Genomic DNA, 20,405 nt, shown 5'->3' with positions numbered 1-20,405 from the left:
GGGAACGCCATGGCCGAAGCGATCGTGCTGCAGATCACCGGACGCCGGAGCGACAAGCCCGAGGTTCCTTCCCTGCTGCGATCGACCGCGAGCCGCGGCGTCGGCACCGACCGCACGCCCGATGAATTCCTGCCGCCGGGCCTGCTGGAAGCCAAGGCCAGCATCGACCTCTCCAGCGCGGCGCGCGGCCTGCCCGAAGGCGTCGGCGCCGAGCTCGAAGCCGAGGCCGGCCAGGTGCTGGTGATCGAACTGGCCGACGGCGGCACCCTGATCACCAGCCCCGCGGGCCTGAAGGCGGCACTGCTGCGCAACCGACCGGACCTGGTCGATGCCGCAGGCCGCATCCTCTTCGACCGCATGAATGCCGAGGGCGCGGTGCTGCAGCGCGGCGTGTTCGCCGGCAGCGCCGGCAGACTGGTCAGCCAGGTGATCTCGCTGGCCGTGGGCCGGGACCCGCTGATCGACGCGGCACAGGCCCGGCTGGCCGAGCTCATCCCCGGCAAGGGCAAGGACAAGCTCGCGGACCTCGCCGGCGTCGGCGTCAGCTGGCTGGGCACCAAGGCCTTGATGTGGGCGGTCGAGGAGCGGCTCGCGCGCCCTGCCGGGCACCTCTACCGCTGGGAAGACGGCGGCGGCACGCTCGAAGGCGGCGTCGCCGACGACACCGCCCGGATGATCGATGCCGAGGGCAAGCCCCGGCCGGCGCTGGTCTTCATCCACGGCACCGGCTCCAGCACGCTGGGCAGTTTCGGCGACCTGCAGCGCAGCGACCGCGGGCTCTGGGCCCGGCTCGAGAGCCGCTTCCCGGGCGGCATCTACGGCTTCGAACACCGCACGCTGTCGGAGAGCCCGATCGAGAACGCGCTGCAGCTCGCGGCCCCCCTACCGCGCGGCGCCCGCGTCAGCCTGGTGACCCATTCGCGCGGCGGCCTGGTCGGCGACCTCCTGTGCCTGCAGGACATCGACCAGCACATCGACAGCTACAGCTTCGCCTTCCCCGGCGTCGGCGACGCCCAGGGCCGCGAGGCCGAGGTGCGTCGGGAACTGGACCGCGCGCATGCCGAGCATCGCGACCAGTTGCGCGCGCTGTTCACCCTGCTGCGCGACAAGTCGCTGGTGGTAGAGCGCTATGTGCGCGTGGCCAGCCCGGCGCAGGGCACCCGGCTCGCGAGCGGCAACTTCGACGTCTTCCTGTCGGGCCTTCTGACGCTGATCGGCCACGTGCCCTACTTCTTCGGCAACCCGCTGTACTCCGCGTTCAAGCGGGTGGTGATCGAGATCGCGAGGAACCGCACCAACCCGCACCTGGTGCCGGGCCTCGAGGCGATGCTGCCCGACTCGCCGATGGCCGCGCTGCTGCGCGACGCCGCCGTGCAGCCCGGGATCCGCATGGCGCTGATCGCGGGCGACATCCAGGGCGGCAACCTGCTGATGCGCATGGGCGTGCTGCTGACCGACTTCCTGCTGTTCGAGAACACCGACAACGACCTGGTGGTCGACACCGCCGCCATGCTGGCCGGCGTGGCCGCGAAAACCCGGGCCCGGGTGCTGTTCGACCGCGCGGCCGACGTCTCGCATTTCAACTACTTCGGCAACCTCGAGACCCGCAGCGCGCTGCGCGACTGGCTGGTGGAAGACCGGCCCGAAACGCTCGACGCCTTCCGGGCCATCCCGGCCGGCTTCACCAGCCTCGATGCGGCCGGCATCGGCAAGTCGCGCGGCGTCGCCGCCGTGGACCGGCCGGTGGTGGTGGTGCTGCCGGGCATCATGGGCACCTGTCTCGATGCCGACGGCAAGCGGGTCTGGCTCGATCCGCTCTCGCTGGCCGCCGGCGCGCTCCAGAGCATCGCCTTCGGCGCCGAGCGGGTCACGGCCGGCGAGCTGTTCGGCAGGACCTATGGCGACATCTGCGAGCACCTGGCGGCCAGCCACCAGGTGCTGCCCTTTCCCTACGACTGGCGCCAGCCGCTCGACGTGCTGGGCGAACGGCTCGGCATCTTCCTCGAACTGCTGCTGAAGCAGACCGCGCAGCCGGTGCGCCTGCTCGCGCACAGCATGGGCGGGCTGGTGGTGCGAGCCTGCATCTATCGCCGCCGCGACGTGATGGACACCCTGATGCGGCGCGACGGCGCGCGCCTGGTGATGGCCGGCACGCCGCACCAGGGATCGCACTCGATGGTCGAGAACCTGCTCGGCAAGGGCAACGCGCTGCGGGCCCTGGCGCGGCTCGACTTCCGCCACGACATGCAGGACGTGCTGGACATCGTGGCCGGCTTCCGCGGCGCGCTGCAACTGCTGCCGAGCCCGGGCTTCGTCGACACCTTCCAGGGTCAGCCCGAAGGCGGCGAGGCGCAGCAGTACTGGGACGCCGAGGCCTGGAAGAAGTTGAGAGCCCTCAACACCGACCTCTGGTTCGGCGACCAGCGCTGCGGCCAGCCCGATGCCGACACGCTGGCTTCGGCCGGCTGGCTATGGACCGAAGACGCCAAGGCCGGCGCCGTGCCGAGCCTGCCCGCCGACTACCAGGCCAAGGCCATCTACGTCTTCGGCATCGCGCCCAACACGCCCTGCGGCCTGCGACTCGAGGACCGCGGCGGCAGCAAGCGCCTGCGCATGGTGTCGACCGCCCGCGGCGACGGCACCGTGACCTGGGACTCGGGGCGCATCGGCAACATCGGCAGCTTCTACTACCTGCCGGCGGTGCATGGCGACCTGCTGTCGACCGCCGACAGCTTCGCGGCCCTCGGCGAGCTGCTGGTCGGCGGCGCCACCGCCCGGCTCGACCGCAACCCGCCGGCCACGCGCGCGGCCGCCCCCGAACGCCCGCAGAGCTACGACCCGGGACCACCGAACGCGATCGACGACCTCAACCTGGCGGCGGCGGTGATCGGCGGCACGCCCGGCAGCCACATGGCGCCGCGCGCCAGGCTGCGGCTCGAAGTTCGCATGAAGGCCATGGACCTGCGCTTCCTGGCCTGCCCGATCCTGGTCGGCCACTACGAGAACGACTCGATGGCCGGCACCGAGGCCCTGATCGACACCGAGCTGATGGACGGCCAGCTGGCCCAGCGCAAGGCGCTCGACCTCTACGCCGGGCCGCTGGGCACCGCCGCCGTGGTGCTGCGCGCGCCGAGCGCGCTGGACCGCCGGCGCGGCGTGCTCACGGGCGCGGTGGTCACCGGGCTCGGCCGCTACGAGGGCAGCCTGAGCCAGGACTCGCTGATGCTCGCGGTGCGCGCCGGCGTGCTGCGCTATCTGCTGCAGGTGGTCGACGTGATGGGCCGCGAGGATCGCGAGGTGCCGCTGGCGACGCTGCTGCTGGGCTACAACTCGTCGGCCAACCTGACGATCGCGGCCTCGGTCGAGGCGCTGGTGCGAGGTGTCATCGATGCCAACGAGAAGTTCAAGCGGACCACCGGACTGTCGGTGCGCGTGGCGCGGCTGGACATCGTCGAGCTCTACCTGGACACCGCGATCACCGCGGTCTATGAGCTGCGGCAGCTGGCGCCGCGGCTCGCGGCCACGGCCGCCGTCAAGGACACGCTGCTCGCCTGCAGCGCCGAGCTGGTGCAGGGCATCGGCCTGCGCCAGCGCCTGTTTGACATCCGTGGCGCCAGCTACTGGCCGCGGCTGATCGTGACCGACGCCGACGACCCGCCCGGCGTGTCGCGGCCCGAGGGCACGACCCGGCTCGCCAACCGGCTGCGCTTCCTCTATGTCGGCCAGCGCGCGCGGGCCGAGACCGTGGTGCAGCAGCGCCAGCCGAGCCTGATCGAGACCCTGGTGCGCCAGCAGATCAGCCAGACCAGCTGGAACTCCGACTTCGGTCGCATGCTGTTCCAGCTGATCGTGCCGCCGGAGTTCAAGGATGCCGCACGGCAGTTGCAGCGCATCGTGCTGGTGGTCGACAGCGCCACCGCGAACCTGCCGTGGGAGCTGATGCTGACCGATCCGCTGTTCACGCCCGAGGCCCAGAGCGACGGCCCGCTGCTGCCGCTGGCGCTGTGCACGCCGGTGGTGCGGCAGCTCTCCTCGGCGGCCTTCCGGCGCGACGTGCGCCAGAGCCTGGCACACAACGCCTATGTGATCGGCAACCCCTCGGTGCAGGGCTTCGGCGCGGCCTTTCCCGACCCGGCCAATCCCGAGCACAGGGACCCGGACGCGCTCGCCGGTGCCGAGGTCGAGGCGACCGCGATCGCCGCCCTGTTCGCCAACATGGGCTACGACGTGAGCCGCGCGATCGGCGACCACCACCTGGCCGCCGACGTGCTGGCCAAGCTCTACCGCAAGCCGTACCGGATCCTGCACGTGTCGGCGCACGGCGTCTTCGACCAGCTGCACGCCGACGGCCTGCGCCGCAGCGGCGTGGTGCTCTCGGGCGGCCTGCTGATCACCGCGGCCGAGATCGCGGCGATGGAATCGGTGCCGGAGCTGGTGTTCCTCAACTGCTGCCACCTGGGGCAGATCGACGCCGGCGCACCGGCCGGACCCACGGTGCGCGACGGCAACAAGCTGGCCGCCAGCGTGGCGCGCGAGCTGATGGACATCGGCGTGCGCTGCGTGGTGGTGGCCGGCTGGGCGGTCGACGACCAGCTCGCGCAGCAGTTCGGCGAGGTCTTCTACCAGGCGCTGCTGCAGGACCGCCGTCCCTTCGGCGATGCGGTCTTCGAGGCACGGCAGGCGCTCTGGGCCACCCGGCCCGACAACGTGACCTGGGGTGCCTTCCAGGCCTACGGCGACCCGCTCTGGCGGGCCGAGGCCGACGCCGACGGCGCCGCCGGCGCGTCGAAGGACGGCAGCGCCTTCGTCTCGCTCGACGAAATGCTCGACGAGCTGGCCCGCGCGCGGGTGGAGGCCTCGCGCCGGCCCGACCGCCCGCTCGAGAGCGACCGGCAGGCGCGCATCCGGGCCATCGAGGAGGCGCGCGACAAGCGCTGCCCGCCGGCCTGGCTGCGGTTGCCGGCGCTGCAGTCCGCGCTCGGCGCCACCTGGCGCGACCTCGGCTGCCTCGAGCAGGCGCAGCAGGCGCTGCTGGCCGCGATCCAGTCGGTCGACCAGCAGGGCCGGGTGCCGATCCGCGACATCGAGCAACTGGCCGCGGTCGAGATCGAACTCGGCGCCGCGTGCGCCGATCAGGACATCCACCGGATCCGCGCCGATCAGCAAGCCGGCAAGGCGCGCAGTCCGCGCCCCGGCCCCGAGGGCCTGTCGCTGATCGAACACGGCATCGAACGGCTGCTGTCGCTGGACAAGCTGGTGTCGAACGTGGGCCTCTTCCATTCCGGCCCGGCGGCGATCCTCAACGCCGACCGCTTCGCCCTGCTGGCCAGCGCCCACAAGCGCCGGGCCGTGGTGTTCGCGCAGCGGCTGCTGCGCCTCGACGCCAGCGCGACCCAGCGAGCCCAGTGGCGGGATGCGATGGCCGAGGCGGCCGACGCCGGCCTGCAGGCCTACACCCGGGCGCAGGGGGTGCCGGGCGACGACGGCTTCAGGCCCTACTACGCCTTGCACGGCCTGGCGCTGCGGGTGGCGCTCGACGGCTGGGACGAGGCCGACGAGATCTCGGCCGGCGTGGCCCTGGCCCGGCAATGCGGCCAGGCCGTGTCGCGTCTCTATGCGGCGAGCGGCGATCCCTGGGATGTGGTCCTGAGCCCGGAGGCGGTGCTGGTCGAACGCCTGCGCGACGGCAGCTTCGCGGCGCCGGACACGGCCGGCGAAGCGGCGCTGAGCGACGTGCTCCAGGCCTACCGCTCGGCACTGGAGAACCTGGGCCCGAAGGTCCGGCATGTCGACCGGACGGTCGACCACCTGGAGCTGCTGTCGACCCTCTTCGACGCCCGTTTCCTGATGGGCGCCGGAGAAGGCTACCGGCGCATGGCCGATGGTCTGCTGGCCCTCGTCAGCCAGTTGCGGCCGGGGCGCGACGCGCGCGGCGACCGGCCGAAGGCGGCATTGCCGGGCTGAGAAAGCCGTTCAATGCGCCGGGCCGTGCAGCCAGCCGCTGTAGTCCTTGTCGGTCCACAGTGTCCAGAGCGCCAGCACCACGATCACCAGGCCGCTGAACACCGCGGCGAGCATCGGGTTGCGCAGCGCATCGAACCCCAGCACCCAGGGCGAGATCATCAGCCAGGCACCCAGCGCGCACTCGGTCCATTCTTCCCAGGCGCGCGGCACCAGCATCGCGCCGAGCGCCGCCGCCACCAGCGCCACGCCCACGACCACGGCGTTGACCATGGCTGTCCGCGTGTCCTGGAAGCCCAAAGCCCATGGCGAAAGAACGACCCAGACGCCCAGCAGGGCATTGACCACATCCTGCCAATGTTTCAGTTGCTTCATGACACACCTCCTGCCGCCGGAGAGCGCGCACCAGCGCACCGGGCGGCATATTGTTGGATCAGGCAACAACCGTGATGTTCCGCATCGATGAGGTCCGCGCGCCCATTTCGTCCGTCAGGCCAGAAATTCGAGCAGCGCCGGCATCACCTGGTCTGGCGCCTCTTCCATGAGCCAGTGGCCCGAGCCTTTCACCACCACGCCCTTGACGTTGCCGGCGACCAGCCTGCCCTGCTCGATCAGGAAGCTGCCGCCGGCCTTCTCGCCCGACAGCACCAGCATCGGCATCGGCAGCGGCGTCGCCGCCAGCTTCGCGAAGTCGTCGGCGTCGCGCTCGAAGTTCTTGAAGTACTCGAAGCCGGCGCGCATGCCGCCCGGCTGCGCATAGGCGGCGGCGTAGAACTGCCGGTCGGCCTCGGACAGCGAGCGCGTGCGGTCGGCCGCGAAGTCGTTCCAGAAGTGCTCGAAGTAGATGCGCTCGCGGCCCTTGACCAGCGCCAGCGGCGTTTCGCCGTGGAAGTGGAAGTGCCACAGGTCGCGCAGCAGCCAGACGTCTTTCCAGCTGCCGATGCCCGGCAGGAAGGCATCCATCAGCACCACCCGCTCGGTCTGGCCGGGGAACTGCGCCGCGTAGGCGTAGGCCACCATCAGGCCGATGTCGTGGCCCACGACGCTCGCCCGTTCGATGCCCAGCGATGCCACGAGTTCGTGGATGTCCACGGCCATGTTCTTCTTGTCGTAGCCGCCCTCGGGCTTCGACGACCGGCCCGCGCCGCGCAGATCGGCCGCGATCACGGTGTGGTCGCGGGCGAGCAGCGGCATCAACGGATTCCACATGTGGCTGGTCTCGGCATAGCCGTGCAGCAGCACGACCGCCGGCCCCGTGCCGCCGACGCGGTAGTGGATGAGCGTGCCGTTGACCTCGGCGTCACGGGCCTCGAAGCCCGGAATGGCCAGCTCGGGCACGATGGCGGGCGGCGCCGGATCGGAGGAGGGGTCGCGGGGACTGTCTGCGGTCATGGCGTCCATTCGAAGTCGGCGGGATCGCGAGTATCGGTCGCGGCGCTGTTGAAGACCAGTGCCTGCGGCGCCCCTATGCCTTTCGTACGGCGGCGTCTGCGGGCGACACGGTCCTCCCTCCGCCGTTTGGTGGAAGGCACCGCCCCTGCATGCGGGTAGAACGGACGCCAGCCGCGGCGCGACCAGCCGCTCCAATCCAACCGGGAGTGCCATGGCACGGGCGCAACGATTTCTGGTGAAGATGCGCGCGCCCGGCGGCGCTGCGTCGCTGCAGCTGTCCGGCACGACCGTGGGCCTCAGCGTGCGCCCGCTGTTCGAAAGAATCGGCCGACCGGCAGGCCTCGGCGTCGATGCCGGCGCCGCGTGGCACATCGTCGAGCCGCCGCTGGGGCTGGACATCGGCCATCCCTGGGACGCCTGCCATGCGCTCGTGTCGCAGGGCCTGGGCCTCGACGGTGCCGCCGCACCCGAGTTCGCCGAACCGGATTTCGAGCAATCCTGGAGCACCGGGTCGCCGCGCGACGAAGAGATCGCGCTCACCGCCTCGTGCCAGCCGGTGCCCCAGAAAACCGGCAGCGACGGCTATCCCGGCGACCCCGATCCGCTGTGGCACCAGGACGACCGTCACGCCGGATTCGCCAGCGCGCTGGCCGAACTGGGCCAGCCCGCCGAGGACGACCGGGTGCGGATCGCCCACCTGGACACCGGCTTCGACCCCCGCCATCAAAGCCTCCCGCAGCACCTGGATCGCGCGCTGCAGCGCAACTTCGTCGACGACCAGGCCGCGGACGATGCGAGCGACCTCAGCTCGGGTCCGCTCAACAACCGGGGCCACGGGACCGGCACGCTGAGCCTGCTGGCGGGCGCGCCGGCCGGCGGCCTGCCCCGGCTGGGTGCGGCGCCGTTCGCGCGCGTGGTGCCGATCCGGGTCGCCAACCGTGTCGTGCTGTTCCGCAACAGCGCGATCGCGCAGGCGCTCGACCACGTCCACAAGCTGTGCGACAGCCCCGCGACCGCCGTCGACATCGTGAGCATGAGCATGGGCGGCCTCGCCAGCAGCGCCTGGGCCGACGCGGTGAATGCGCTGTACGAGGCGGGCGTGCTGGTGGTCACGGCCGCCGGCAACAACTTCGGCAACCTGCCGACCCGCCACATCGTCTACCCGGCCCGCTTCAACCGCGTCATCGCGGCCTGCGGCGCCATGGCCGACCAGACGCCCTACGCCGACCTGCCGCTCGCGAAGATGGCCGGCAACTACGGCCCCGCGAGCAAGATGCGCACCGCCATGGCGGCCTGCACGCCCAATGTGCCGTGGGCCAAGTTCGACTGCGCCGACGTGGTCGATCTCGACGGCGCCGGCACCTCGGCCGCGACGCCGCAGATCGCGGCCGCGGCGGCGATCTGGCTGCAGCAGAACCGGGGCGCCTGCCGCGCCTACCCGCAGCCCTGGATGCGCGTCGAGGCCGCGCGCCTGGCGCTGTTCGCGAGCGCCACCGCTTCGGACCCGGAGAAGTTCGGCCGCGGCCGCCTTCAGGCCATGAAGGCGCTGGGCCAGAAGCCGGCGCCCGGGTCGGCGCTGAAGGCGGAGCCGCGCGACTCCGCCTCCTTCCCGCTGTTCAAGGTGCTCACGGGTTTCGGCTTCGAGGCGCAGGCGACGCCCGCCCGGGCCATGCTCGAGCTGGAGGCGCTGCAGCTGTCCCAGAGCGCGGCCCTCGAGGGCCTGCTGCCCGACCCGGCGATCGATCCGCTCACGCTGACGCTGGCTCGGCGCATGGCGATCGTCGAGGCCCTGCGCACGCATCCGCGCGCCTCCCGGGCGCTGCGAACCGCCCTCCAGGCACTCCCGGGCGGCGCGCCCGATCCGCAGACGCAGGTGCTGCCGCCAGCGCCCCGGCTCACGCGCATCGAGGCGCTGCACCTGGCGCATGCGTTGTCCCCGCAGCCACCGACGCCGGCGGCGCGGCGTCTGCGCATCTATGCCTACGATCCCTCGCTGGGCCGCGACCTCGACACGGTCGGCCTCAATGAAACATTGGCGGCGGTGCGCTGGGAAGCCGACCTGCAGCCCGGCCCGGTCGGCGCGTACCTCGAGGTGGTCGACATCGATCCCGCGAGCGGCTGCTGCTATGCGCCGGTCGACCTGAACGATCCGCAGCTGCTGGCGGTCGACGGCTTGCGCCCCTCGGAGGCCAACCCGCAGTTCCACCAGCAGATGGTCTACGCGGTCGCCATGCGCACCATCGACCACTTCGAAAAGGCGCTGGGCCGTGTCGCGCTGTGGGCACCGAGGACGACCACCGCGCGCACCGAGCGCTTCGTGCGGCGCCTGCGCATCTACCCGCATGCGCTCAGGGCCGAGAACGCCTACTACAGCCCCGAGCGCAAGGCCCTGCTGCTGGGCTACTTCGCGTCGAGCACGGCGCTCACCGGTGCGCCGTCCGAGTACGTATTCACGGCCCTGTCGCACGACATCGTGGCCCACGAGACCACCCACGCGCTGCTCGACGGCCTGCATCGGCGCTTCCGCGAAGCGACCAACCCGGACGTGCTGGCCTTCCACGAAGCCTTCGCCGACATCGTCGCGCTGTTCCAGCATTTCTCGATGGGCGACTCGCTGCGCGAAGCGGTGGCCGGAGCGCGTGGCGACCTGTTCCGGCCGACGCTGCTGGCCAAGCTCGCGGTGCAATTCGGCAACGCCACCGGCCACTACGGCGCCCTGCGCCAGGCGATCGGCAAGGAGATCAGGGACCCCACCACCGGCCAGAACTTGTGGCAGCCCGCGGCGCCGCCCGACAAGGGCGACTACCAGCGCTCGACCGAGGCGCATGCGCGCGGCGCGGTGCTGGTGTCGGCGGTCTTCGACGCCTTCCTGAAGATCTACACCCGGCGCGCGCGAGTGCCGATCCGGCTCGCGACCCACGGGTCCGAGCTGCTGCCCGAAGGCGCGCTGCCCGCGCAGCTGGTCGACGCGCTCACCGAGGTGGCAAGCAAGGTGGCGAGCCAGATCCTCGGCATGTGCATCCGCGCGCTCGACTACTGCCCGCCGGTCGACATCACCTTCGGCGACTACCTGCGTGCCCTGGTGACCGCCGACCGCGACCTGATCCACCACGACCCGCTCGGCTACCGCGTCGCCTTCGTCTCGGCCTTCGCGGCCCGCGGCATCTACCCGGAGAACGTGCGCACGCTGTCGGTCGACACCATCGCCTGGGAACCGCCGCCGGCGCCCTTCCCGCGCCTCGAGAAGAAGCTGGCCGGGCTGCAGCTGAACTGGGATCTGCAGGTCGACCGCGAAACGGCCTGGAAGGATGCGCGCAGCAACGCCGCACTGCTGCATGGATGGCTGGTGGACCCGGGCGTCGTCGACGACGATGAGCTCGCGGTATTGGGCCTGCGCCGCACGGCGCAGGCCCGCGTCTCGCTGGTCAGCACGGACGGCACGGTCGTGCCCTGCATCCTGCACGGCATCGAAGCGCACTCGATCCGCCCCCTGCACCGCGTCGGGCCCGATGGCCAGCTGCTGTCCCAGCTGGTGATCGAGCTGACCCAGTCGCTGCATGCCAGCGACGGCTCGGGCATGGTGTTCCGCGGCGGCGCCACCCTGCTGTTCGACATCGGCAAGGGCGCCATCACCTACCTGGTGCGCAAGCGGGTGGACCAGCCGGCCCGGGTCGGGTCCCAGCAGGCGCTGTGGGCGGCGCGCAGGGCCGCGCAGCCCAACAGCTATTCGAGCCTGACAACGCAGGACGCCGAGCCCTTCGCGCTGCTGCACCGCGCCCACTGAGATGAGGACCGCCATGGCCGCTGCGAAGAAGACCCCGACCTCGAAGAAGAAGCCGCCGCGCGCCACGGTGCGGACCTACCGCCACGGGCTCGGCGACTGCCACCTGGTGACGCTGTACGGCGCCCGCAAGGCACGCTTCCAGATCATGATCGATTGCGGCGTGATCCTCGGCACACCGGACGCCGGCGCCGTGATGACCGAGGTCATGGACGACATCCTGGCCGCCACCGGCGGCAGCATCGACCTGCTGGTCGCGACCCACGAGCACTGGGACCACGTGTCCGGCTTCGCCCAGGCCGCCGAGTCGTTCGCCAAGCTCAAGGTCGGCGCCGTGTGGATGGGCTGGACCGAAGATCCGAAGGATGCCGACGCGATCAAGCTGCGCAGGGAGCGCGACAGCGCCCTGGCCTTGCTCCAGGCTGCCGCCGCGCGGATGCAGGTCGACGGCGGCGGCGAACCGGGGCTGTTGTCCTCGGTGCTCGATTTCTTCGGCGCCGCCGCCCGGATCACCACCGCCTCGGCGCTCGAACTGGTGCGCGCCAAGGTGGCCCGTCCGCGCTATTGCGACCCCAAGGACGCGCCGGTGGCGCTCGCGGACTTCCGGGCCCGCATCTACACGCTGGGCCCGCCGCGCGACATCAGGATGCTGAAGAAGACGCTGCCGAGCGCCAGCGCGCCCGAGACCTACGGCATGGCGCTGGCCGCCGCCGAGCGCAGCGTCGGCCAGGCGCTGTCCGACCCGGAGCAGCAGCCGTTCTCCAATTCGGTCCGGATCCCGAACAGGGTGGCGCAGAGCACGCCCTTCTTCCAGCAGCGCTACTGGAACGACGATGACTGGCGCCGCATCGACGTCGCCTGGATGGACGACGCCTCGGAGCTCGCGCTCGCGCTCGACAGCATGACCAACAACACCAGCCTGGTGCTGGCGATCGACCTGGCGGACGCCGGCGTGCTGCTGTTCGCCGCCGATGCCCAGGTCGGCAACTGGCTGTCGTGGGACGACTGCAAGTGGCGGGTGAACGGCAAGCAGGTGACCGGGCCCGACCTTCTGGCGCGCACCGTGTACTACAAGGTCGGGCACCACGGCAGCCACAACGCGACCTTGAGGGCCGAAGGGCTGGAGCGCATGAAGGCGCTCGACGTCGCGGTGATCCCGGTCGATCACGCGATGGCGCTGAAGAAGAAGTGGGGCGACATCCCGCTCGACACGCTGGTCACGGCGCTCGACCGCGCAACCACGCAGCGGGGCTATGTGCTGCGGACCGACCAGGAGCCCTCGGCCACCGCGACCCGGCGCGGTGCGCGCAGTACGCGGCTGCATGTGGAGGTGGATATCTAGCCCACTGCGCGCTGGGGGCCTTGCCTCCCCTGGGCGGGGCGCCCGGCACGCGGTGCGGGGTGCGCAACGGGCGCGAGCGCCTCGAACGTCGAGAGCCTGCGCGCAGGTGATGCGTTGGAGGCGAACAGTTCAACCCCAGCGTGTCAGCGGCGGTGGGCGGTATGCCCCGGGCCGGCCGTTGAGGCACCGCCGAGCAGCGCAGCGGTACGCGGATCAGGGCTCGCGACTGTTTGAGCCGAAGGCGAGTTTGAGCGAGACCCCGCGTACCGCGAGCAGCGCAGGGCAGCCGCGCAGCGGCCGGTGACGTCGGCCGGCCCGGGGCATGCCGCCCGCCGCCGACGCACACACGCAAACACGCAAGCACCCGCCAGCAACGCGAACAGCCTCCCGCAGCGTCAGGCCGCCGCCAACCTCGGCGCCCGCTCGATGTTCGGCAGCAGCACCGCGACCACGCCCAGCAGCGGCAGGTAGGCGATGACCCGGTACACGTAGTCGATGCTCGTGTGGTCGGCCAGCAGGCCGAGCAGCGCGGCGCCCAGGCCGCCCATGCCGAAAGCGAAGCCGAAGAACAGGCCCGACACCATGCCGACCTTGCCGGGCATCAGTTCCTGCGCGTAGACCAGGATCGCCGAGAAGGCGGACGACAAAATCAGGCCGATCAGGATCGTCAGCGTCGTGGTCCAGAACAGGTCGGCGTGCGGCAACAGCAGCGCGAAGGGCGCGACACCGAGGATCGAGGCCCAGATCACCGGCTTGCGCCCGATCCGGTCGCCGATCGGGCCACCGGCCAGCGTACCCAGCGCCGAGGCGAAGAGGAAGATGAACAGGTGGTACTGCGCGCTCTGCACCGAGAGCCCGAATCGCTCGATCAGGTAGAAGGTGTAGAAGTTGCTGAGGCCGGCGACGTAGAAGTACTTCGAGAAGATCAGCAGCAGCAGCACGCCGATCGCGCCGAACACCGTGCCGCGCGGCAACGGCGGCGCCGTCGGCCGCCGTGCCGCCCGCGCGCTGGCGACCGCATGGTGCGTGGCGTACCAGCGGCTCACCTGCATCAGCAGCACGATGCCCAGCAGCGCGGCCAGCCCGAACCACGCCACGCTGCGCTGCCCGAAAGGCGCGATCACCGCGGCCGCCACCAGCGGGCCGAGCGCGCTGCCGGTGTTGCCGCCGACCTGGAACAGCGACTGCGCCATCCCGTGCCGCCCGCCCGACGCCATGCGCGCCACGCGCGAAGACTCGGGATGGAAGATCGACGAGCCGGTGCCCACCAGCGCGGCGGCCAGCAGCAGCACCGCGAAGCTCGGCGCAAAGGCCAGCAGCACCAGCCCGGCCAGCGTGAAGCCCATGCCGACCGGCAGCGAGTAAGGCACCGGCTTGCGGTCGGTATAGAGCCCGATCAGCGGCTGGAACAGCGACGCCGTCAGCTGGTAGGTCAGCGTGATCAGGCCGATCTGGCCGAAGCTCAGGTGGAAGTCGCCCTTCAGCACCGGATAGATCGCGAGGATCAGCGACTGCATCATGTCGTTGATCAGGTGCGAGGCGCTGATGGCTCCCAGGACGCCGAAGGCGACGCCGTCTGGATGGGGTGCGCCGGGAACGGCGGATGCTTGGGTTGCGGCTGACGAGGACATGGGGTTGGCGCGGAAAGGCGCGCGGTACATGGAACAGGAAAGCGGATCGTAGCGATAGCATCGAGGCCTGTCGCACGCCGTTCGGGCTGCGATCTTCGTGAAAAAGACATCGCATGCGCCATCCGTCCAGCACGCCGAGCCCCGAATTCCTGGCCCAGGTCGACCGCAACCCGACGCCGGTCAGCTGCAAGGCCACCGACTATGCGGCCGGCCGCATGATCGCGCCGCATGCGCATGCCAAGGGCCAGCTGATCTACGCGGTGCACGGCGTGATGATGGTGAGCGCGGGCGAAGGCCGCTGGATCGTGCCGCCGACCCGCGGCATCTGGATGCCGGCCGGCCTGCCGCACGCCATCCGCTGCATCGGCGAAGTCCGCATGCGCAGCATCTACGTGCAACCGGACGCGGCCCCGCATCTTCCGGCCCACTCCCAGGCGGTCGGCATCTCGCCCCTGCTGCGCGAGCTGATCCAGGCTGCCAGCGAGATCGACGCGGGCTACGTCGACAACTCGCGCGACGGCCGCGTGATGCGCCTCCTGCTCGACGAACTGCACGCGCTGCCGGTGCTGCCGCTGCATCTGCCGCAGCCCGCCGACCCGCGCCTGCGACGCATCTGCTCGCGCCTGCTGGCTGCGCCCCACGACGCGACGACCCTGGGCGACTGGGCCCGGCGGCTGGCGGTCGATGCCAAGACCCTGCAGCGCCTGTTCGCGCGCCAGACCGGCATGACCTTCGGCAAGTGGCGCCAGCAGGCGCGGCTGCTGCACGGGCTCGAACGGCTCGCCTGCGGAGACAAGGTGGTCGACGTGGCGCTGGCGCTGGGCTACGACAGCCCGAGTGCGTTCGCCACCATGTTCAAGCGCCAGTTCGGGCTGGCGCCGAGCGAGTTCTTCCGTTGAGCCGCGGCGCGGCCGGCCTCACTCCTTGACCGATCCGGTCAGCCCCGAGACGTAGTACTCGACGAAGAACGAATAGATGAAGGCCACCGGCAGCGAACCCAGCAATGCGCCGGCCATCAGCGGCCCCCACTGGTAGACGTCCCCCTGCACCAGCTCGGTCACCACGCCGACCGGCAGCGTCTTGATCTCCGACGAGGAGACGAAGGTCAGCGCGTAGATGAACTCGTTCCACGACAGCGTGAAGGCGAAGATGCCGGCCGAGATCAGGCCCGGCACCGCCAGCGGCAGCACGATCTTGACCAGGATCTGCCAGCGGCTGGCGCCGTCGATCAGCGCGCACTCCTCGAGCTCGGCCGGGATCGAGCGGAAGTAGCCCATCAGCAGCCAGGTGCAGAACGGGATCAGGAAGGTCGGGTAGGTCAGCACCAGCGCCCAGCGGGTGTCGAACAGCCCCAGGTTGAAGACCACGTTGGCCAGCGGAATGAAGAGGATCGACGGCGGCACCAGGTAGGCCAGGAAGATCGCCAGCCCGGTCTGGCGCGAGCCCTTGAAGCGCAGCCGCTCGATCGCATAGGCGGCCAGCACCGACACCACCAGCGAGCCGAAGGTGGACACCACCGACACCAGCACCGTGTTCCACAGCCACTGCGGATACGCGGTCTCGAACAGCAGCTTGTGGAAGTGCGCGAGCGTCGGCGCGATGACCCAGAACGGGTTGCCCTCGCGCGACAGCAGCTCGGGCTCGGGCTTCACGGCCGTGATCGCCATCCAGTAGAACGGGAACAGCAGCACGATCAGGAACACTACCAGCGGCAGGTACACCGTCACCGCCTTGCGCGGCACGGTGTCCAGGTAGCTCATGCCGACGACGTCGATCTGGCCGGATTTGCTCATTTTTGCCAGGCCCGCCTTTGCAGTCCGAAGTAGCTGAACATGATGCAGCCCAGCAGGAACGGCACCATCGCGATCGCGATCGCCGCGCCCTCGCCGAGCGCGCCGCCCGAGATCGCGCGCTGGAACGACAGCGTCGCCATCAGGTGGGTCGCATTGAGCGGCCCGCCGCGCGTGATCACGTAGATCAGCTGGAAGTCGGTGAAGGTGAACAGCACCGAGAAGGTCATCACCACCGCGATGATCGGCGTCAGGAGCGGCAGCGTGACGTGGCGGAACTGCTGCCACGGCGTCGCGCCGTCGATCGCCGAGGCCTCGTAATACGAGGGCGAGATGGTCTGCAGCCCGGCCAGCAGCGTGATCGCCACGAAGGGCACGCCGCGCCACACGTTGGCCGCGATGACCGCGAAGCGGGCATTCCACGGATCGCCGAGAAAGTCGATGTAGTGGTCGATCAGGCCCATCTTGACCAGGGCCCAGCTGATGATCGAGAACTGCGAGTCGTAGATCCACCAGAAGGCGATCGCCGACAGCGCCGTCGGCACGATGTAGGGCAGCAGGATCACCGCCCGGAAGAAGGTCTTGAAGCGGATGTTCTTGTTCAAGAGCACCGCCAGCCACAGGCCGAGCAGGAACTTGAAGACGCTCGCCACCACCGTGTAGAAGAGCGTATTGAACAGCGCCAGCCGCGTGACCGCATCGCCCCAGAGGAAGATGTAGTTCTCCAGCCCGATCCACTCGCCCGGCCGCCCCACCTTGGCGTCGGTGAAGCCGAGCCAGGTGCCCAGGCCCAGCGGATAGGTCAGGAACAGCAGCAGCAGCACCGCCGCCGGCAACATGAACATGTAGCCGAGGGCGTTGCGGCTGTTCTCCAGCCGGGCAAGAAGGGTCATAGCGAGCGTCGCATGGCCGGTTCCCGAATGGCTGTCTTCCAGGAACACCGCGGAACCGGCTTCGCCGGGCCGCTGGTGTTGCCCCCGGCGAGGGGGTGGGCGGCTACACGAAGTGAGCCAACCTGGGGGAGAGCTTTCATCCTAGACCTTGTAGTAGCGTTCCGCGCGTTTTTGTGCGCGCTCCGCCGCTTCCTTGGGCGTCTTCGATCCGCTGGCGGCTTCCGCCACCATGTTGGGAATGATGAAGTCCGCTGCTGCCCCGGCCGAGGCATAGCCGAGCTTGCCTTCGTAGCCCGCCGGCCGCAGGTTCTTGACCGAGTCGCGGTACGGCGTGTTCTTCGGGTCGGAGGTCCAGATCGGATTGGCCTCGTAGGCCCGCAGCGGCTGTGCGACATAGCCGCCGCCGCCCTTGAGCCAGTCGTCGAACTGCGGCCGCTCCATCATGAAGCGCAGGAACTCCTTGGAGGCCTGCGGGTACTTCGTGTACTTCATGATCATCTGGTTGAAGAACAGGTGCGACTCGGTCGGCACTCCCACCGGACCGACCGGGAACACCGCGTGGTTGATGTCGGCGGCCATTTCCTTAACCTTCGGATCGGGGGAATTCTTGGCCGCGTAGTAGATCGAGATACCGTTGTTGGTGACGCTGATCTGGCCATCGAGGAAGGCCTTGTTGTTGTTCGGATCGAGCCACGACAGCGTGCCCGGGATGAAGTTGGCATAGAGCTCCTTGGCGTACTCCAGCGCCTTCAGGGTCTCGGGACTGTCGATCACCACCTTGTTGTTCTTGTCGACCAGCTTGCCGCCGAAGGACCAGATCAGCCAGTTGGTCCAGGTGCTGTCGCCGGTCGCGTTGCCGAGCGCCATGCCGCCGGGCGTGCCCTTTTCCTTCAGCGCCTTGTAGAGCTTGAGGAAGTCCTCGTTGTTCTTCGGGAAGGTGTCGAAGCCGGCGGCCTTGACCATGCTTTCGCGATACACGATCAGCGAGCCCGAGGCGCCCAGCGGCAGGCCGATCCACTTCTTGCCGTCGGGCCGCATGAAGAGCTCGCCGGCGGTGTACCAGCCGCCGTATTTCTTGCCCAGGTATTCCGCCAGGTCGGTGACGTCGAGCAGCTTGTCCGGGTACAGGTTGGCGTCGTCGTTGGTCGACAGGATGATGTCGGGGCCGGCGCCGGTGTTGGCCGCCACCGCCGCCTTGGGCCGCACGTCCTCCCAGCCCTCGTTGTCGACCCGCACCTCGATGCCGGTGGCCTCGCTGAAGCGCTTGACGTTGGCCATGTAGGCGTCGATGTCGCCCTGCACGAAGCGGCTCCAGCGCAGCACCCGCAGCTTGGCGCCCTTCTCGGGCTTGAAGGTGATCGACTGCGCGTTCGCCAACGGCGAGAAGATCGCGGTGCCGACGCCGAGCGAGGCGGCGGCGGCGATGCCGGCCGAGCTTTTCAGAATCTTGCGGCGATTGAAATCACTCATTCATGTCTCCTGTTGTTGAACGGCCAAAACGGTTCAGTCAGTCGAGGACAGCGCAAAAACTGCTTCGCAGTTTCTTGATCTGTCCCGCGAGGTCTCAAGCCACCAGCCTCTGGCCGGTGCCGGCGTCGAAGAGATGCGCGCGCTGAAGATCGGGTTGCAGGTGGATCGTGGTGCCGGGCGCGAAATCGTGACGCTCGCGGAAGACCGCGGAGAGCTCGGCCCCTTCATGGCGGCAGGCGACGAAGGTGTCCATGCCGGTCGGCTCCATCACCGCCACCTGGGCGGCAATGCCGCCATGATCGGCCAGCGTCAGGTGCTCGGGCCGGGTGCCGTAGACCACCCGCTGGCCATCGGCCCCGCCGGCCGCGACCGGTGCGTCGAGCTGCGTGCCGTCGGCCAGTTCGACCCGGGCCACGCCACCGCTGCGGCGCAATGTGCCGGGCAGGAAGTTCATCGAGGGCGAGCCGATGAAGCCGGCCACGAACTGGTTGGCCGGATGGTCGTAGAGCTCCAGCGGGCTGCCGGTCTGCTCGATCCGGCCATCGCGCATGACGACGATCTTGTCGCCCATGGTCATGGCCTCGATCTGGTCGTGCGTGACGTAGATCGAGGTGGTCTTCAGGCGCTGGTGCAGTTCCTTGATCTCGCTGCGCATCGCCACCCGCAGCTTGGCGTCGAGGTTGGACAGCGGCTCGTCGAACAGGAACACCTGCGGATCGCGCACGATGGCGCGCCCCATCGCGACCCGCTGCCGCTGGCCGCCCGAGAGCTGGCGCGGATAGCGGTCGAGCAGCGGCGCCAGCGCCAGGATCTCGGCCGCGCGCCGGACCTTGCCCTCGATGGTCGGCTTGTCCATCTTCGCCAGCGCCAGCGCGAACGCCATGTTCTCGCGCACCGTCATGTGCGGGTAGAGCGCGTAGTTCTGGAACACCATCGCGATGTCGCGCTCCTTCGGCGGCAGGTCGTTGACCCGCTTGTCGCCGATGCGGATCTCGCCGCCGTTGATCTCCTCGAGCCCGGCGATCATGCGCAGCAGGGTCGATTTGCCGCAGCCCGAAGGTCCCACCAGCACCGTGAACGAGCCGTCCCGGATGTCGATGTCCACCCCATGCAGGATGGCGACTTCACCGAAGTTCTTCTTGACTGACTGGATCGTGACACTGGCCATGCACTGAAGTCCTGAAAGGTCGCGAATCGACGTCGGGCCATGGAGGGCTCCATGCCGCAAGCGCGGAGTATTGGCATCGCGACCCGACGGCGCATCAGGGCAAACCGTTAGGCATTAACCCGCGCAAAATTTGTATGATGACCTGATAACCGCCCTTTTCTCTTCCACCGCCGTGCGGGATTCCGCCTCCCCCCAACCCCAGCCGCTGGTCGTCGACCGGCTGTCGGACCGGTTGGCGGCGCTGCTGGGCGCGCAGATCGAGGGCGGCACGCTGCAAGAGGGCGACCGGCTGCCGACCGAGCAGCAGCTGGCCTCGGCACACGGCGTCTCGCGCACCGTGGTGCGCGAGGCGGTTCACCAGCTCAAGTCCAGGGCCCTGGTGCAGTCGCGCCAGGGCTCGGGCGTCTTCGTCGCGCCGCGGCCGGTCCACCGGGCGCTGGCCTTCGACCCGGCGGTGCTGACCTCGGTGCAGGCGGTGGTCCACGTGGTCGAGGTGCGGCGGGTGCTCGAAGGCGAGATCGCCGCGCTGGCCGCCGAGCGCGCCACGCGCAGCCAGATCGCAGCGCTGCGCCGCGCCCTCAAGGCCATCGACGCCGCGGTGGCCGAGGGCCGCGACGGCGTCGCCGAGGACCTGGCTTTCCATCGCGTGATCGGCGAGTCGACCGGCAATCCGCAATTCCGCCTGCTGCTCGGCTTCCTCGAGCAGTACCTGCGCGAAGGCATGCGCATCACGCGCGGCAACGAGGCCCGGCGGGCCGACTTCATGAGCGCGGTGCAGCGCGAGCACCGCGCCATCTTCGAGGCCATCGCAGCCCACGACCCGGTGGCGGCCCGGCTGCATGCGAACGAACACCTGATCCGCGGGGAACAGCGGCTGGTCGAGGGCGGCGTCATCGACGGCCGGCGTCGCCAGGCCGCCATCCGGTCGGCGCGCACCGTCCCCCCCGCACCCATCCGAAAAGCAAAGCACTGAAGGA

Annotated in this window: 12 protein-coding genes; 5 read left to right on the top strand and 7 right to left on the bottom strand. The window is 69.9% G+C overall.

Features of this window, described 5'->3' with window-relative positions; all coding sequences use genetic code 11:
- Positions 1–9 precede the first annotated feature (9 nt).
- Positions 10–5,964 (top strand): CHAT domain-containing protein, encoded by a 5,955-nt coding sequence (locus tag AB4Z46_RS22120; RefSeq protein WP_442285691.1) that lies wholly within the window; start codon positions 10–12, stop codon positions 5,962–5,964.
- Between the two features lie 9 nt (positions 5,965–5,973).
- On the opposite strand, the gene AB4Z46_RS22115 is transcribed toward AB4Z46_RS22120, so the two are convergent.
- Positions 5,974–6,336 (bottom strand): SPW repeat protein, encoded by a 363-nt coding sequence (locus AB4Z46_RS22115; protein ID WP_442285690.1) that lies wholly within the window; start codon positions 6,334–6,336, stop codon positions 5,974–5,976.
- Positions 6,337–6,450: 114 nt separating this feature from the next.
- Positions 6,451–7,353, bottom strand: coding sequence for an alpha/beta fold hydrolase (locus AB4Z46_RS22110; RefSeq protein ID WP_442285689.1), 903 nt, complete (start codon positions 7,351–7,353; stop codon positions 6,451–6,453).
- A 211-nt stretch (positions 7,354–7,564) separates the two neighbouring features.
- Here AB4Z46_RS22110 and AB4Z46_RS22105 point away from each other — a divergent pair, with 211 nt between their 5' ends.
- Together AB4Z46_RS22105 and AB4Z46_RS22100 are read left to right on the top strand one after the other, a co-directional pair.
- Positions 7,565–11,137: a S8 family serine peptidase gene (locus AB4Z46_RS22105; RefSeq protein WP_442285688.1), complete on the top strand. Its 3,573-nt coding sequence runs from the start codon at positions 7,565–7,567 to the stop codon at positions 11,135–11,137.
- A gap of 13 nt (positions 11,138–11,150) precedes the next feature.
- The gene (locus tag AB4Z46_RS22100) at positions 11,151–12,476 is read left to right on the top strand and encodes a hypothetical protein (protein ID WP_442285687.1); all 1,326 of its coding nucleotides are present in this window, start codon (positions 11,151–11,153) and stop codon (positions 12,474–12,476) included.
- Positions 12,477–12,871: 395 nt separating this feature from the next.
- Here the strand turns inward: AB4Z46_RS22100 and AB4Z46_RS22095 are convergent, their stop codons facing one another.
- Positions 12,872–14,107 carry an MFS transporter gene (locus AB4Z46_RS22095; protein ID WP_442285686.1) on the bottom strand — a complete coding sequence of 412 codons (1,236 nt, stop codon included), beginning with the start codon at positions 14,105–14,107 and terminating at the stop codon, positions 12,872–12,874.
- Between the two features lie 113 nt (positions 14,108–14,220).
- On the opposite strand from AB4Z46_RS22095, the gene AB4Z46_RS22090 reads away from it, so the two are divergent.
- A complete protein-coding gene (locus AB4Z46_RS22090; RefSeq protein ID WP_442285685.1) occupies positions 14,221–15,006 on the top strand; it encodes an AraC family transcriptional regulator in 786 nt (261 codons plus the stop codon).
- Positions 15,007–15,024: 18 nt separating this feature from the next.
- Here AB4Z46_RS22090 and AB4Z46_RS22085 read toward each other — a convergent pair whose 3' ends face one another.
- The 4 genes from AB4Z46_RS22085 to AB4Z46_RS22070 form a co-directional block, all read right to left on the bottom strand.
- The gene (locus AB4Z46_RS22085; protein ID WP_442285684.1) at positions 15,025–15,900 is read right to left on the bottom strand and encodes a carbohydrate ABC transporter permease; all 876 of its coding nucleotides are present in this window, start codon (positions 15,898–15,900) and stop codon (positions 15,025–15,027) included.
- Positions 15,897–16,790, bottom strand: a complete 894-nt coding sequence (locus AB4Z46_RS22080) for a carbohydrate ABC transporter permease (RefSeq protein WP_442285683.1) — start codon at positions 16,788–16,790, stop codon at positions 15,897–15,899. Before AB4Z46_RS22080 ends, AB4Z46_RS22085 begins: the two co-directional genes overlap by 4 nt.
- Before the next feature lie 141 nt (positions 16,791–16,931).
- On the bottom strand, positions 16,932–18,260 hold the full coding sequence (locus AB4Z46_RS22075) for an ABC transporter substrate-binding protein (RefSeq protein WP_442285682.1): 1,329 nt from the start codon (positions 18,258–18,260) through the stop codon (positions 16,932–16,934).
- Between the two features lie 94 nt (positions 18,261–18,354).
- A complete protein-coding gene (locus tag AB4Z46_RS22070) occupies positions 18,355–19,428 on the bottom strand; it encodes an ABC transporter ATP-binding protein (RefSeq protein WP_442285681.1) in 1,074 nt (357 codons plus the stop codon).
- A gap of 172 nt (positions 19,429–19,600) precedes the next feature.
- Here AB4Z46_RS22070 and AB4Z46_RS22065 point away from each other — a divergent pair, with 172 nt between their 5' ends.
- Complete coding sequence (locus tag AB4Z46_RS22065; protein ID WP_442285680.1) at positions 19,601–20,401, top strand: FadR/GntR family transcriptional regulator; 801 nt, start codon at positions 19,601–19,603, stop codon at positions 20,399–20,401.
- The last annotated feature ends 4 nt before the right edge of the window (positions 20,402–20,405 follow it).

It is taken from the genome of Variovorax sp. M-6, assembly GCF_052114385.1.
Taxonomy (GTDB): Bacteria; Pseudomonadota; Gammaproteobacteria; order Burkholderiales; family Burkholderiaceae_C; genus Variovorax.
Note: the sequence above shows the minus strand (reverse complement) of the source record. Positions and strands in the feature narration are given on the sequence as shown.